The sequence below is a fragment of the Bradyrhizobium sp. AZCC 2262 genome (assembly GCF_036924535.1).
Taxonomy (GTDB): Bacteria; Pseudomonadota; Alphaproteobacteria; order Rhizobiales; family Xanthobacteraceae; genus Bradyrhizobium.
Map to the genome: position 1 here is coordinate 1,821,797 of NZ_JAZHRT010000001.1, position 15,243 is coordinate 1,837,039.

Here is a 15,243-nt window from a genome sequence, read left to right on the forward strand (position 1 = left end):
CGTCGCGAGGATGTCTTCCGCAGTTGCCGCGTCCGCCCAACAAATTCTGGCGCCACCGGGGACTGTTACATCCTCATTCGGCTGGCGTCAGCTTCGCTTCATCGGAGGCTGTCTGCTTTTTCTTTTCGCCGAACAGCTTCGTCTGCAGCCGGTCCAGGTAGATATAGACGACCGGTGTTGTATAGAGAGTGAGAATTTGCGACAGGGCCAAACCGCCGACGATGGCGTAGCCGAGCGGCTGACGAATCTCCGAGCCGACTCCCGTCCCCACCATCATCGGCACGGCGCCAAGCAGTGCCGCCATCGTCGTCATCAGAATGGGGCGAAAGCGCTTAATGCAGGCCTGATAGATCGACTCCTCAGTCGTTAGGCCCTCGTTCTGCTCCGCCTGCAAGGCGAAGTCCACCAGCATGATGCCGTTTTTCTTGACGATGCCGATGAGCAGTATGATGCCGACGATTGCAATCACGCTCAGATCATAGTGGGCCGCCATCAGCAATAGCAGCGCGCCCACGCCGGCCGAAGGCAGGGTAGAGATGATGGTGATCGGGTGGATCACGCTTTCGTACAGCACGCCGAGAATGATATAGATCACGAAGAGCGAGGCTAGGATGAGGATCGGCGTGCTCGACAAGGACGCTCCGAATGCCTGCGCGTTGCCTTGGAAGCTGGTTTGCAACGAGAGGGGAGGATGCAGCTCCTTTTCGACCGCCTGAATGGCGCTGACCGCCTGACCGATCGCGGTGCCCGGCGCGAGATTGAACGAGATCGTCACCGACGGGAACTGGCCCGTGTGGTTGATCACGAGTGGCGCGACTTTCACAACCGAGTCGACCAGCGTTGACAGGGGCACCTGCTGCCCACTCGATGATTTGACGTAGATGCCGTTGAGCGCTTCGGGTCCGTACTGGAATTTCGGATTCACCTCCAGAATGACGTGGTATTGCTGCAGCGTGGTGTACATGGTCGAGACGATGCGCTGGCCAAAGGCGTCGTCAAGCGTGTTGTCGATCGTGTACGGCAGGATGCCATAGCTTGAGGCGACTTCGCGTTTGATCGTGATGTCGAGCAGTGGCCCGGAGTTGAGCTGGTCGGTGGCCACGTCGGTGATGCCGGGAACCGACTTGAACTTGTCGAGGAACAGCGCCGCCCAATGGCTGAGCTCGCCGGGGTCGGCGTCGTTCAGCGTGTACTGGAACTGGGTCTTGTTCAGGCGCGCCCCGACCGTGATGTCCTGGGCCGCCTGCATGTAGAGCGTGATGCCCTGGATCTTGGCCAGATTGGTGCGCAGCCTGGCCATCACCTTCTCGATCGGTTCACGCTGGTTGGCGGGCTTGAGCTGAATGAAGACACGGCCATCGTTAAGTGTGTAGCTGCCGCCGCCGGCACCGACGGCCGAGCCGATTGTCGCCACGGCCGGATCCCTCGTAATGGCGTCGAGCATGGCTTGCTGGCGCTCTTTCATCGCCTGGAAAGAAATATCCTGCGCCGCCTCGGACTGGCCGATGATCAATCCGGTATCCTGCTGGGGGAAGAAACCCTTTGGAATGACAACGTAGAGGTAACCGGTCAACGCAACCGTTCCCAGCATCACCATCAGCGTGGTGAAGCGGTGGCGCAGCACGATCTTGAGGCCGGCCTCATACGCGTAGAGCAGGCCATCGAAGCCACGCTCGGACATCCGGTAGAGCCACCCGTGTTGCTCGCTCTCCGGCTTGAGCAGGTATGCGCACATCATCGGCGTGAGCGTTCGCGAGATGATCAGCGACAGAACGAGCGCGACGCTCACTGTTATCGCGAACTCGCGGAACAGCAAGCCGACATAGCCGCTCATCAGGAACAATGGAATAAACACGGCAATCAGCGAGAACGTGATCGCCATGACGGTGAATCCGATCTCGCCTGACCCCCTGAGCGCCGCGTCATACGGCGACATGCCGTCCTCTATATGTCGCGTGATGTTCTCGATCTCGACGACGGCGTCGTCGACCACGAATCCGACTGCGATGGACAAGGCCATGAGCGAAAGGTTGTCCAGGCTATAGCCCATTTCGTAGAGGACCGCGAAAGTGCCGATCAACGACAACGGCACGGTGACGGCCGGGATAATGGTCGCCCAGAGATTGCGCAGGAATATGAAGATGACCATGACGACGAGTGCAACGGTCAGCAGCAGGGTAAACTGCACGTCGGCGACCGCTGCGCGGATGGTCTGGGTCCGATCGGAAATGACATTTATCTTGACGGCGGCCGGGATCGAGGCCTCAAGCACAGGCATCATCGCCTTGACCCGGCTCACCGTTTCGATGACGTTGGCGCCGGGCTGACGCTGGATCGCCAGAATGATCGCCCGCCTGTTGTTGTACCAGCCGGCGATCAGCTCATTCTCTCCCGCGCTGATGGCGCGACCGATGTCGCGGACGCGGACCGGCGATCCATTGCGATAGGCGATGACGAGGTCAGCGTATTGATCGGGTTTGAACAGCTGATCATTGGTGTTTAGCGTGAAGGTCTGGCGCGGGCTGTTGAGCGTACCCTTAGGGAGGTCGACGTTCGCTTGCCCAAGCACCGTTCGCACGTCCTCGAGGTTGATGCCGCGAGCTGCCAGTGCCTCAGGGTCGACCTGGACGCGGACGGTCGGCTGCTGTGTACCTCCGATGCCGACGAGGCCGACGCCGGATACCTGCGAGATCTTTTGCAGCAGAATATTTTGCGCATAGGCGTCGACAACGGTCAGCGGCAAGCTGTCCGAGGTGATGCCCAGAACTAAAATCGGTGTGTCTGCCGGGTTAACTTTGCGGATCAGTGGCGGATAGGGCAAGCCGGCCGGCAAATAGGCGTTCGCGGCGTTGATGGCCGACAGCGTGTCGCTGACTGCGCCGTCGATCTGGCGGTTCAACTCGAACTGCAGGGTGATCTGGGTGTAGCCGAGCGCGCTGGCGGACGTCATCTGGGTGAGACCCGGGATCTCCCCGAATTGCAGTTCGAGTGGCGAAGCGACCGTGGAGGCCATGGTCTGCGGATCGGCGCCCGGGAGCTGCGCGGTGACGGTGAGCGTCGGGTAGTTGACGTTCGGCAGTGCCGCTACCGGCAACAGCGGATAGGCGACCAGACCGCCCACCAACAACGCGACCATCAGCAGCGCGGTCGCGATCGGCCGATAGATAAAGGGTGCGGAAATGTTCATGGGATGGGCGCCTGCAGGGCGTCCTGTGCAGCTTCTTCCTGTGCTGCCTTGCCGTGCAGCATCGTGACATGCGCCCCCGGCTGTAGTTTGTACTGCCCGTCGACCACGACCTGCTCGTTGGCGTGCAGGCCAGAATCAATCAGCGCCTGTCCGTCGCTGATTTGCGCGACCTTGATTTGGCGGATCGCGACGGTGTTGTCCGGATTGACCACGTAGGCGTAGGGGCCGGTCGAGCCTTGCTGCACGACGCCCGCGGGAACGGTCAAGCCGTTGTGCCGCGTGTCGACCAGCAGCCGCGCGTTGACGAGTTGACCAGGCCAGAGCCGGCGCGACTTGTTGGAAAAGTTCGCCTTGAGCTGGATTGAGCCGGTAGTCTGCAGGATCTCATTGTTGACGAGTCCGAGCACGCCTTCATCCAATTTGACGGCATTATCCTGGCTGTAGGCGAGAACCGGGAGCGGGGTTTTGGTTTGTTGCTGCTGTTGCTGGATTTGCGGCAGGACCGTCTCCGGTAACGTGAAGATCAGCGAAATCGGGTCGAGCTGCGTGACGACGACGAGGCCGTTCGCAGTCGACGGACTGATGATGTTGCCCACGTCGATCTGACGGATTCCTACCACTCCGTCGATCGGCGAAGTCAGGCGCGTGAAGCTGAGCTGCACCTTCGCGGCGTCGATCAACGCCTGATCGGCCTTGATGGCCGCCTGCAGCTCGCCGACCTGCGCCTTTTGTGTTTCGAGCAATTGCGGAGTAGCCCAACCCTTCTCCCCCAATGTGGTGTAACGGGTGAGGTTGGCCTGGGCGTTGACGAGTTGGGCCTGATCGCGCTCCAGATTGCCCGTGTACTGATCAATCAGGGCCTGGTAGGGGCGCGGATCGATCTGCGCGAGCAGGTCGCCAGCATGTACGGTTTGGCCTTCGGTGAAGTTGATGCTGATGATCTGCCCCTGGATCTGGGCGCGCACGACGTCGGTGTTGTACGCTATCACTGTGCCTACGCCCGTAAGATAGATCGGCACGTCGTGCTGCGCGACCGTCGTGGCGACGATCGGCACCGTCGGGGGAGTGGGCGCCGCAGCGGCCTTTTCCAACGCGTGAATATGCGCAAAGTACGACAAGCTACCGGCTGCAAGCACGGCAATCAGCGCAACAGCCGGCACAACAACTTTCTTATTCATAGCGGTTCTCGCTTGAGGATAACGAATTTTGTCTAGCAGCCAGTGGCAGAGCTTGCGGTCGCCCCTGGGGTCAGACACGGGAAAAGGTTTGTTGTCGTAGGTGAAGTAGTGGATGGAGCAGCAAGTGTGGGGAGTGTTGGTAGCGCTACGCTCGGCCCCACCGTACCCACAACGGGCGATACGGTCGGCGTCGGCACCGCAGGCGTGCCACTGATCCCAAGATTGCCAATCTCAGTCGAACCAAACGGAATTCCGGTTCGGGCGACGCCTCCAGGCACAGTGGGCGTCGTTGAGGTTGGAGTCGACGATGACGCAACGCTGCTTGAGCCGGAACCGCACATTCCAGACATTCCCGCCGTGTCCAGCGTTCCTGAGGTGGTCGATACTCCCGACGTGCTCAAGGGCTCGGAAGAGTTCGAGATCCCCGATGACGCTGACGATCCCGACATTGCCGTGCTGCCAGACATCGCCCCGCTGGCCGTCCCCGCAGTGGCGGGCGCTCCGGTTCCAACTCCCATTCCCATTCCGCCGCCATCGAAGCTCGTGGTGGATCCGAACATTGTTGATGGTGAAGTTCCCACGGTCGAGCATGCCGTGCCGCTGCTCGTGCTCGGAATTGTAATTGTGCCGGTCACGCCAGTGGGCGCTGGACTAAGTCCTCCTGAGATGATCTCGGTAGACCCAAGCGGGATGCCGGTCGGTCCGACTGACGTGCCGGGGCCCGCTCCGAGCGGCGAGGTCACACCAAGGGTAGGGGTTGTCGGCAATGTGCCAACCTGAGCGATCGCGCCGTTGCAGGCAAAGAGCGCCGGAAGCACTGCAGCAATCAATGCGTATCTCATTGTCATTCCCTCTCGAAACCCGTGACGTCGTGGCGAGAACTGTCGGTATCGGGAGCGAGTACGTTTCCGCAAGGCGCTGCCGGTTTAGGCTTCGATCAGTAAGTGGCTGGCGTCCCAATCGGTGCAATTAAATACGCGTTTATTCTCTGACGCAGACCCGCTTCGGGTTGTCGCTGATGAATGGTCCGATCGAGACAGACCTCTCAACGCTAAATCTTTTTTTAATTGAGCATGTCGAGCTCGGTGCCGACGTTCATGATCTCAGAGGGAAGCTCGTTCCAACACCAAAATTACCTTTCGGCCACATCGCTGCGATTACGGAGAGCACAATGAGCGACGACGATGTCGTAGGCGTCCGCGAATACGATGGAGCTGCGGCGGGGTGGGGCGCCCTGAAGGCCGTGGCGGACGCGGTGCGCGGTCAGATGGCCATTGTGAAGGAGACCCACGGTCTCCTCAGCATGAACCAGCCGCATGGGTTTGATTGCCCGGGCTGCGCCTGGCCCGATCCCAAACATACCTCCTCGTTCGAGTTTTGCGAGAACGGCGCCAAAGCTGTCGCCTGGGAGGCAACCGCCAAACGGACGACGCCCGAATTCTTTGCAGCGCATACGGTCAGCGAACTCTGGAATTGGCAAGATTTCGACCTCGAGAACGAGGGGCGCTTGACTCACCCAATGGTCTACGATCAGGCAACGGACAAATACCTGCCGATTTCTTGGGACGAGGCGCTGGCGAGGATCGGCGCCGCGCTCCGCGAGTTACCGCATCCCGACATGGCGGAGTTTTATACGTCCGGCCGCGCATCCAATGAGGCGGCCTTTCTCTATCAGCTGTTCGTGCGGGAATACGGAACCAACAATTTTCCCGACTGCTCGAATATGTGCCATGAGGCGACGAGCGTCGGTCTGCCGGAATCAATTGGTGTCGGCAAGGGAACCGTGACCCTGGAGGATTTCGATCATTGCGACGCGCTTTTCTGTATCGGCCATAATCCTGGGACCAATCATCCCCGTATGCTGACGACGCTGCGCGCAGTCTCGAAGCGGGGAGTGCCGATTATCGCCTTCAATCCGCTGCACGAGCGCGGACTGGAACGGTTCACGTCGCCGCAACACCCTGTCGAAATGTTGACGCTGAGCTCGACGCCGATCGCCTCGACCTACTATCTGGTGAAGGTTGGCGGAGATATCGCGGTACTGAAGGGGATCATGAAGACCCTCGTGGCGCTCGATGCTAAAAGCCTTGCCGAAGGCGGTTCCGGCGTTCTCGACCGGAATTTCATCAGAGATCATACGACCGGAATCGATGAACTGCTGGCTGACCTCGATGCGACCTCCTGGGATTCGATTGAGGAAGCTTCGGGTCTATCACGATCCGATATCGAGGCCGTCGGCGAAATCTACGCCAAGGCCGAGCGCGTCATCATCAATTACGGCATGGGGATCACCCAGCATCGCCACGGCACTGGCAATGTTCAGCAGATCGCCAATCTGTTGATGCTCCGCGGCAATATCGGGCGCAAGGGCGCGGGCATCTCTCCGTTGCGCGGCCATTCGAACGTGCAGGGTGATCGCACGGTCGGGATCACCGAGATTCCGAACAATGCGCTTCTGGACGGGCTGGCCCGCGTGTTTGGATTCGAGCCGCCGCGCCACAAGGGCCACAACGCGGTCGAAGCCATCGAAGCGATCCGGGATGGGCGATCGAAGGCGTTGGTTTGCCTCGGCGGCAACCTGGCCGTTGCCATGTCGGATCCGGAAGTCACATTCAAGGCAATGCGGAAGCTCGATCTCGCGGTGCACATCGCCACCAAGCTCAATCGCACCCATCTGCTGGTCGCAAAGCAATCTTTCATTCTACCCTGTCTGGGACGCACCGAGATTGATATTCAGGCCACTGGTCGCCAGTCGGTCACTGTGGAAGATTCAATGTCGATGGTCCATGCTTCGCGCGGCGGCCTGAAGCCGGCGTCCGAGCATCTCAAGTCGGAGCCGGCGATTATCGCGGAAATCGCGCTGGCAACATTGCCGAACACACGCGTCAAATGGGCCGAGCTGGTTTCCGATTACGGAAAGATTCGCGATTGCATCGAGGCGATCTTTCCGGAATTCGCCGATTTCAACAACCGGATCAAGAAGCCGGGTGGATTTCGGCTCTATGTTGCAGCATCAGAGCGTGATTGGTGGACGCCGACGAAGAGGGCCAATTTCATCATCTATCCCGGAACAGATGAGGATCCGCGGGTGGCCGATCGTGAAGCTCTCACGCTCACAACGATCAGAAGTCACGACCAGTACAATACAACGATCTATGGCATGAACGATCGCTATCGCGGAATTACGGGGCGGCGCGACGTTGTGTTCGTCAATGAGCACGACCTCGCCAGCCGCGGCCTGAAGCATGGCGATCTCGTCGATATCACCGTCGTGCCCGATGCCGGATCGAAAGCGGGCGAGCGGGTCATGCGCAACCTGACGGCGGTCGCCTACCATATCGCGCAGGGTTCGATCGCGGCCTATTATCCGGAGGCGAATGTCCTGGTTGCGCTCGATCACTACGACGCAAAATCCGGAACGCCTTCCTACAAGTCGACTCCGGTTCTGATCCGCGCTTCGTGAAAACCAGACGTGGAATGCGCGCGAACGTGCGGGAACCAACCTCTAAGGATCTGACCAGTGCAATGCTCTAGGCGAGCGGACCGATCTGCGGATTAACGGTTGGAATCTGAAACGCGGGTCGGAACCTGGGTTCAGTCCGCCCAAGCCTGCTCAACCGCAGCCGGTGCTTGCACGACGAGGTTCTTTGTCGCCTTTCGCACTTTCTCGAACGCGCGCGCCTCGATTTGCCGTATGCGTTCACGCGAGACGTTGAAGTCCGCCGCCAGATCTTCAAGCGTCAGTGGTTCGTCGACCAAGTGTCGCGCCTCGAAGATGCGGCGTTCGCGGTCATCCAGGACATCGATCGCGGCGACCAATGCCTTGAGCCGACGCTCCTTTTCGTCCTGTTCGACCACGATGGCTTCCGGAGAGGGGGACTGATCAACGAGATGGTCCTGCCATTCGCCGGAATCAGCGCGATTATACATCGGCACATTGATAGATTTGTCACCGCCCAGCCGTCGATTCATGTCGACAACATCTTCGCTCGTGACATCAAGGTCCTTTGCGATCAACGCGACCTGATCGGGGTGAAGGTCGCCGGTTTCCAATGCGGCGATTTTGCTTTTCGCGGAGCGTAGTTTGAAGAACAGCTTCTTTTGGTTCGCGGTGGTGCCGATCTTCACAAGCGACCAAGAACGCAGGATGTAATCGTGTATGGAAGCCCTGATCCACCACATCGCGTAGGTGGCAAAGCGAAAGCCTTTTTCAGGCTCAAAGCGGTTCAAGGCCTGCATCAGGCCGACGTTCCCTTCGGCGATGATTTCCGAAACGGGCAGACCGTAGCCGCGGTAACCCATGGCGATCTTGACGGCGAGACGCAGATGACTTGTAACGAGCTGATTCGCAGCATTGCGGTCGCCGTGCTCGCGCCAACGTTTGGCGAGGTTATATTCCTGGTCTCTTTCCAGCATCGCGAAACGCCTGATGTCGTCGAGATAGCCCCGGCCGCGCCCGCTTTTGGCGAGCGCTGGTCCGCGCCGTGTTCGAACCGAGAGGCCTGCGAATTGTCCCTCAATGTCCATATCAGTCGCTCCGTTGTGGTAAGCTGGAAATCTTCCGCCGCCGAAAGTCGAGCGGATCACCAGATGATAGGCGCTGCGCGCGGACGACCTATTAAATTGAGGTTTAGGACATTAAATTCGAATTCAACTGCAAGGCTCGATCAGGGTCCGCTTGCATGGTGAAACCGGCCGTTCGGCGGCTTCCTGTCGGAGCGCCGTCCCGATTCGCTTCAACAATGGCGTGAGGCCGTTACTCTTAGTGGCGCTCACCCGGCAGGGCTGGCGTTCTGCGTTTCGCCAACTCTCCCAGGTGAGCCGTTAGGGGTCGAAAGCCCGCGCGTTCGCGGCTTCGGATCCGTCTACCGTTCAGTAGTCGCAGTAGTAGGGATAGCTGTATGTGTAGGTTGGATAGTACGGACAACCAAGGCCGTAGTCGTCGTAATAGCCGCCGCCAGCGAAGCGGTGCCGTCCGCCGCCGAAGCGGCCGTGGCCGACGTGCGCGATGCGACCTGCGCCCAAGCCACCGACGCGGCCGGCGCCAAAGCCACCCATGCCTCCGCCGAAGCCGCCCATGTGGCCCCCGCCAAAGCCGCCCATGTGACCTCCGCCAAAGCCACCGCCCATATGGCCTCCGCCAAAGCCGCCGCCACCGCCATGACCGCCGCCACCACCGCCGCCGCCGCGGGCTTGGGCACCAGTAGCCAGCAGGCTCCCGGCGAGCACTGCGCTCGCCAAAATCATCATCACTCGTCCTCTCATGACATTCTCCTTTGGGATGGGCGGACTGTCCGCCACAGGTTTTCTCAGACGCCGGCATAGCCGAAGGCAAACGCTAACGTCGTCATGGAGGGAAGATGGGGATGCTTTGCCTCGTCTCTATTAAATTCGAATTCATATGGCTCGAGGACGAAATAGGTTCACGGCATGTCGCGCCAGAACGCCGCCGGCCGATATGCAGACCAACTCGCGCGGAGATTGATCGCGGCTGTAGGCGCGCCGCTACTCCAAGGAAAAATCGGACGGCGCGCGTCTCGCCTCGGGCAGGGAGGAGGGATATAGGGCGTGGCGCGCGCCGTCCGCCGAACAACCGCATGATAAACGCCGCGGGGGACAAGCGTGGCGCGGCTGTTCCGACCATGAGCTAGGCCCCGAGAACGGATTGCGCCATTAAATATTGGTTTAGTAATCGTCCCGCACCGTTCTCGGTGATCGGATCAGGGCGCGACTCGTAAACCGAGCTTGATTGGTGAGGCTTGATCGATGTCCGCCAGGCCCCGATAGCAACCAAATCCTGCAGCACTGCGAAATGATGCGATGTGCCACCAACTGGCATCCATCATTAAGTTGTGTACTCAAGCTCCGGCCGCCGCAGAAGCAGCCGAGCATATCATCAAGACTTGAGCATGCGGTCGAGCATTCCGAGTTCACTTGCGCAGATTGGCGAGGGAATCCGGCTCGCGCGGCGAGGTCGCGCTCGGATATTCGTTGAACGCATCCATCACGCGTGCAGAGTAGACAAGCGCAGCCCCGGCGTTGACGGTCATGGCGACCCCCAAAGCTTCCGCAATTTCTTCCCTGGTCGCGCCGCGTTTGATTGCGGCCTCAGTATGCACCGTAATGCAACCGTCGCATCGCAGCGTGACGGCCACCGCGAGAGCGATGAGCTCTCGGACTTTTGCGCCAAGCAGATCCGTCTTTTGGCCAGCCGCGCTGAGCGCCATGTATCCCTTGATCGTATCGGGGCTGAGCTGGCCGATTTCTTTCACGCCGGCCGCCAGTTGTTTGCGATAATCATTCCAATCGAGCATCATGTCGGCATCCTTCACATCGAACAGTTCGCAAAGACCATTGACGGCATGGGGACGGATCAGATCGTCAAAAGTCGATCCCCTGATATCTGAATTCCGTCATCATGCCGGTGACCATGTGGTAGAGATTGTGACAGTGCAGCGCCCATCGTCCCGGATTGTCGGCGTCGAAAGCAATCCGGACGCGACCCATCGGCATCACCAAAACAGTGTCGCGCACGGCGCCCTGGACCGGTCGCCCGTCAATTGCGATCACCTGGAACACGTGGCCGTGTAAATGGATCGGATGCGCCATCATGGTGCGGTTCAACAGATCGATCTCGACGCGTTGTCCCTTTGTCAGCATGAGCGGCGAGACCTGCGGCCAATACTCGCCGTTCAGGGACCAGGCGTAAGGCTTCATTCCGCCGCCGAGAACGATGGCTTGAACGATGTCCGCGGAGCGCGGCGGCAGCGGCTCAACTGCCATAAGCCGGGCCTCCAGCGACAGGTCGGCCGGCGGTGCGGCTTCTGCGCTCTCGGCGACCCGCGAAACCGGCGCATCTGCCGTTGCGAGAACGATTCCGGTCTGCCGACTTCCGCCCTCTAGGCGGGCAAGGATCGGAAACGCCCCGGCGCCCGGTAAATCGATCAGGATGTCGAGGCGCTGGGCCATCGCGAGCGGGAAACGGTTGCTCGCCACCGGATGAACGAGATGGCCGTCGGTCGCAACCACGCGGCCGGCGAGATCACCAAGGTCGAGCCAAAACTGACTTGAGGACGCACCGTTAATGACCCGCAGGCGGATGCGACCACCGCGTTCGACGCGCACGATCTCTGGATCCGCCAAGGTTCGATCGTTGGCAAGGAATGCGTCGTATTCAACATCATTCAAATCCATTTGCATGCTGCTCGGCCCTGACATGGTCATTCCCGGCATGGCCATACTTGGTGCACGGGCAGCCATTCCCACGATGCGTGGTTTGGGTATACCGGCGTCGTCCTTGTCAGCCGGGGCCTCCTCGGTCTTTCGCGCCATGGCCTGTGCAGCGGCTACACTCGTGCCGGTGAGACCGGCGAGCACCTCTTCCGGCGTTCGGAAGGTGAAGTCGTGCAGCATGAGGACGACTTCCTGACGGTCTTCGTGAAGCTCAGCGGCGCTACTGACGATAAGGGGCGCGGTCATCAGGCTCTGTTCCTGCATGTCGTGATGCGAGTGCATCCAGTACGTGCCGGGAATCGGAGCATAGTCATAAGCTTGAACAGCGCCGTTCGCGATCGGCGGGGTCTGCGGCCAGGGGAAACCGTCCTGCGTCCAAGGTGGAAGCTGCCCATGCCAGTGGACAAGGGTTCGTGCGCCGGATTCGTTGGCAAGATCCACGCGGAATCGTTCGCCTGCAGCAAGGTGAATACCGGGACGCCCGTCGGGGCCTGTCAGCCCGAAGATTTTGGCTGGTCGGCCGTTCACTTCCAACACGCGCGTTCCCGCGACAAGACGCTTGGGAGCAGGCGCAGTCCCGCGCGCTGCATCGGGTAAGATAGGCACTACGCTCGCAGCAAGCGCAGTGTGCAGAAATCGGCGGCGAGAGAAGGGCTTACTCACGACCTCGCTCCTTCGTCGTCAGCGCGGGGAGGACTGGAGAACAGCAGCACCGCCAGTCCAATGCTAAAGCCCAGGGTCGCGACGACGTCGATCGCGTGTGCGACATAACTCTGGCGATCCAAACTGCTATCCGTGATTTCATTGGAGATGGTGGCGCGGGTCACGATAGCCACGACCAGTAATGCGAGCAGCGTAACAGCAACAATCACATCATGGGTGCGTGACGACCCATGGCGTCTCGCGAAGAGCTTGCCGGTGTCCCGATCCTTTGTAATTTTGCGATGGTGAACGAAGTTAGGATTACGTTTCATGGCGGTAAGCGACGACTGCGTTGGATGCAGCCGCACCTTCTTTGAGGGACGAACTCCACGACCCTCGGGAACCATACCCGGTGCTCGACCTAACGGGTGTTATCGAAGCTACTTATGCGCCGCGCAGGCGTACATGTTGATTTCCATGCCAACCGGAACTTCAACGATCTTCGGTGTTTTCCAGGCCATTTTTAGAACTCCTTAAATCCGCGGCGCGATTGCCGCCGTCATCACCTCCTCTATGTAGCGACGTGCTGCGGGCCCCCAACTAAATTCGCGTTTAGTGTTGTGAGGCCTCGGATCGCTGACGAACAGGTTTCGGTTTGTCATCCTGATCGCGGGCAGGGCCCTTGCGGTTCTACCGTCTGTCGTTCACTCAATCGTTCGGGCGGTTCAGGAAAAACTAAACCCGAATTTAAAGGACGCATGCGCGAGTAGAGTCAATATTGGAGCATCGGCCGATGCTTTCGAGTCGCCGATGGAACTTGGAGATCAATCGCGTCCCCCTCCCGAGAAATTCGGATGCGCGGGATCGCTATGAGGATTGAACATGCAGCAGCACGCTACGATCACGGAAGCGAGTTTCACACGCGATGCCGATTTGAGACCAGCGCGGAGGCCGCGTGGACGACCGATCCACCGGATGCTGGTGTCGTTTTCCGCCGCCTATTTCGCGGGCGCTCTGGTCACAGATCTTGTCTATTGGCAGGCGCCCGATGTGATGTGGGAGAGGTTCTCCATCTGGCTGATCACCGCCGGTCTGATCATGGCGGCTCTGGCCACTATCGCATACGTGATCGATCTGGCGGGTCGCAGGCGAATCGACAGGCCGGCCTTGCCCCGCGCGATTGGCTACGCGATCGCGGTCTTGCTGGCGTTCACTAACGCCTTCGTTCACAGCCGCGACGGTTACACAGCAGTGGTACCGACCGGCCTGATGCTTTCGGCGCTTGTCGTCATCGTTCTCGTGTTGACGGCCCTCGTTGCCAGCGCCCTGAGAAATCGCCGTCGGTTTGGAGTATAATCATGATGCACATCCTCAAGAATGCACGTTCGGCCAAACTGCCGCGTCTTGCCGCTCTCCTTGTCGGCGTCGCCGGACTCGGACTCGCCGGCTGTAATTATGAGGGCGGCGACCCGAGGAAAGAAATCGGTGCCAATCCTCCGCTGCCCGCGCTGCAGCAGTATTTGGTACCGCCGATACAGATCGCGAGAGTCGCCGCATGGGGCAATGAAACTCCGGCGGTGCCTCAGGAATTGCAGGTCCACGCATTGGCCACCGGCTTTGAGCATCCAAGGTCGCTCTACGTCCTTCCGAACGGGGACGTGTTGGTGGTCGAGAGCAATGGCCCGAAACCGCCGATCAACCGGCCCAAGGACATCCTCACTGACTGGGTAACGTGGTTCGCCGGCGCCGCAGCCAAGGGCGGAAACCGCATCACGCTGCTGCGCGACAGCAATGGTGATGGCATTCCCGATCTGCGAACTGTCTTCCTGGACCACCTCAATTCGCCGTTTGGCGTCGCTTTGGTCGGCAACGATCTTTATGTCGCCAATACCGACGCCATCATCCGCTATCCCTATCAGGAAGGGCAAACCAGCATCACGGCCCCCGGCACCAAGCTGACCGACCTTCCTGGCGGCCCGATTGATCATCACTGGACCAAGGCTTTGTTGGCCAGCCCGGATGGCTCCAAGCTCTATGTCGGTGTCGGATCCAACAGCAACATCACCGAAAACGGAATTGGAGCCGAGTATGAACGAGCCGCGATCTGGGAGGTCGACCGAGCATCGGGCGCCCATCGCATCTTCGCCAGCGGCACGCGCAATCCCACGGGCCTCGCGTGGGAGCCTGAGACCCGCAAACTCTGGGCCGTCGTCAACGAACGCGATGAGATCGGCCCCGATCTGGTTCCGGACTATCTGTCCTCTGTACAGGACGGCGGTTTCTATGGCTGGCCCTATAGCTATTACGGCCGGCATCTCGACCCGCGGGTCCAGCCTCAACGCCCCGATCTAGTGGCTAAGGCAATTGTACCGGACTACGTGCTGAGCTCCCACGTCGCGCCCTTGGGGGTAGCCATGTACACAGGCACCGAGCTTCCGGCAAACTATCGCAGCGGCGCGTTTGTCAGTGAACACGGAAGCTGGGATCGAACGCCTCTCAACGGCTACAAGGTAGTGTTCGTGCCGTTCAGTGGCGGAAAACCGAGCGGCCCGGCGCAGGACGTCGTCACCGGCTTCCTCGATGCAAACAATCACGCGCGCGGAAGGCCGGTTGGTCTGGCAGTCGATCGGACGGGCGGACTGCTGATCGCCGACGACGTTGGAGACACCGTGTGGCGGGTGTCATCGAGTAATCCCCATTCTGCGTCGAACAATTGACGTAGCGGACGCATCGAACGGCATCGTTTCCATTGAGTTGGACGAAACGGCGCGACCAGACCGGGCCGTGCTAAATACCGAACGGAAGCTGCACGTTGCAGCGCAACGTGCAGCGGCACAAGGCGTGACCCCGGGGCGGCGGACGCAACGATAGCTGGACGAAACGCTCCGGGTTGCAATATGATACCAGCGCATTGAACGAGCGCATCCAGAAGTACGGCCGATGGTGCCGCCAACCAGCTGGAAAGGCGGCCAGGATGCCTGCACAGTCAGCCGCGATATGGGA

The 15,243-nt window shown here is 60.0% G+C and carries 12 protein-coding genes; 4 read left to right on the top strand and 8 right to left on the bottom strand.

Annotation, left to right across the window (positions count from 1 at the left end; genetic code table 11):
• Window positions 1-73: 73 nt before the first annotated feature.
• Together V1283_RS08595 and V1283_RS08600 are read right to left on the bottom strand one after the other, a co-directional pair.
• Complete coding sequence (locus tag V1283_RS08595) at window positions 74-3,187, bottom strand: efflux RND transporter permease subunit (RefSeq protein ID WP_334386006.1); 3,114 nt, start codon at window positions 3,185-3,187, stop codon at window positions 74-76.
• Complete coding sequence (locus tag V1283_RS08600) at window positions 3,184-4,365, bottom strand: efflux RND transporter periplasmic adaptor subunit (protein ID WP_334386007.1); 1,182 nt, start codon at window positions 4,363-4,365, stop codon at window positions 3,184-3,186. Before V1283_RS08600 ends, V1283_RS08595 begins: the two co-directional genes overlap by 4 nt.
• 279 nt (window positions 4,366-4,644) lie before the next feature.
• Here V1283_RS08600 and V1283_RS08605 point away from each other — a divergent pair, with 279 nt between their 5' ends.
• Complete coding sequence (locus V1283_RS08605) at window positions 4,645-5,145, top strand: hypothetical protein (RefSeq protein WP_334386008.1); 501 nt, start codon at window positions 4,645-4,647, stop codon at window positions 5,143-5,145.
• 391 nt (window positions 5,146-5,536) lie between these two features.
• Complete coding sequence (locus tag V1283_RS08610) at window positions 5,537-7,828, top strand: FdhF/YdeP family oxidoreductase (RefSeq protein ID WP_334386009.1); 2,292 nt, start codon at window positions 5,537-5,539, stop codon at window positions 7,826-7,828.
• 131 nt (window positions 7,829-7,959) lie between these two features.
• Here the strand turns inward: V1283_RS08610 and rpoH are convergent, their stop codons facing one another.
• From rpoH to pqqA, 6 genes are all read right to left on the bottom strand, one after another.
• A complete protein-coding gene (rpoH, locus tag V1283_RS08615; protein WP_442895714.1) occupies window positions 7,960-8,892 on the bottom strand; it encodes an RNA polymerase sigma factor RpoH in 933 nt (310 codons plus the stop codon).
• A 345-nt stretch (window positions 8,893-9,237) separates the two neighbouring features.
• Window positions 9,238-9,630: a hypothetical protein gene (locus V1283_RS08620; protein ID WP_334386010.1), complete on the bottom strand. Its 393-nt coding sequence runs from the start codon at window positions 9,628-9,630 to the stop codon at window positions 9,238-9,240.
• Between the two features lie 665 nt (window positions 9,631-10,295).
• The gene (locus V1283_RS08625; protein ID WP_334392997.1) at window positions 10,296-10,679 is read right to left on the bottom strand and encodes a carboxymuconolactone decarboxylase family protein; all 384 of its coding nucleotides are present in this window, start codon (window positions 10,677-10,679) and stop codon (window positions 10,296-10,298) included.
• Between the two features lie 67 nt (window positions 10,680-10,746).
• Window positions 10,747-12,135: a multicopper oxidase family protein gene (locus V1283_RS08630; RefSeq protein WP_334386011.1), complete on the bottom strand. Its 1,389-nt coding sequence runs from the start codon at window positions 12,133-12,135 to the stop codon at window positions 10,747-10,749.
• Between the two features lie 122 nt (window positions 12,136-12,257).
• A complete protein-coding gene (locus V1283_RS08635; RefSeq protein ID WP_334386012.1) occupies window positions 12,258-12,572 on the bottom strand; it encodes a hypothetical protein in 315 nt (104 codons plus the stop codon).
• A 108-nt stretch (window positions 12,573-12,680) separates the two neighbouring features.
• A complete protein-coding gene (pqqA, locus tag V1283_RS08640; protein ID WP_057852732.1) occupies window positions 12,681-12,761 on the bottom strand; it encodes a pyrroloquinoline quinone precursor peptide PqqA in 81 nt (26 codons plus the stop codon).
• 412 nt (window positions 12,762-13,173) lie between these two features.
• Between pqqA and V1283_RS08645 the strand changes: the two genes are divergently transcribed.
• On the top strand, window positions 13,174-13,596 hold the full coding sequence (locus V1283_RS08645; protein ID WP_334392998.1) for a DUF2231 domain-containing protein: 423 nt from the start codon (window positions 13,174-13,176) through the stop codon (window positions 13,594-13,596).
• Window positions 13,597-13,601: 5 nt separating this feature from the next.
• Complete coding sequence (locus V1283_RS08650; RefSeq protein ID WP_442895847.1) at window positions 13,602-14,957, top strand: PQQ-dependent sugar dehydrogenase; 1,356 nt, start codon at window positions 13,602-13,604, stop codon at window positions 14,955-14,957.
• Window positions 14,958-15,243 lie beyond the last annotated feature (286 nt).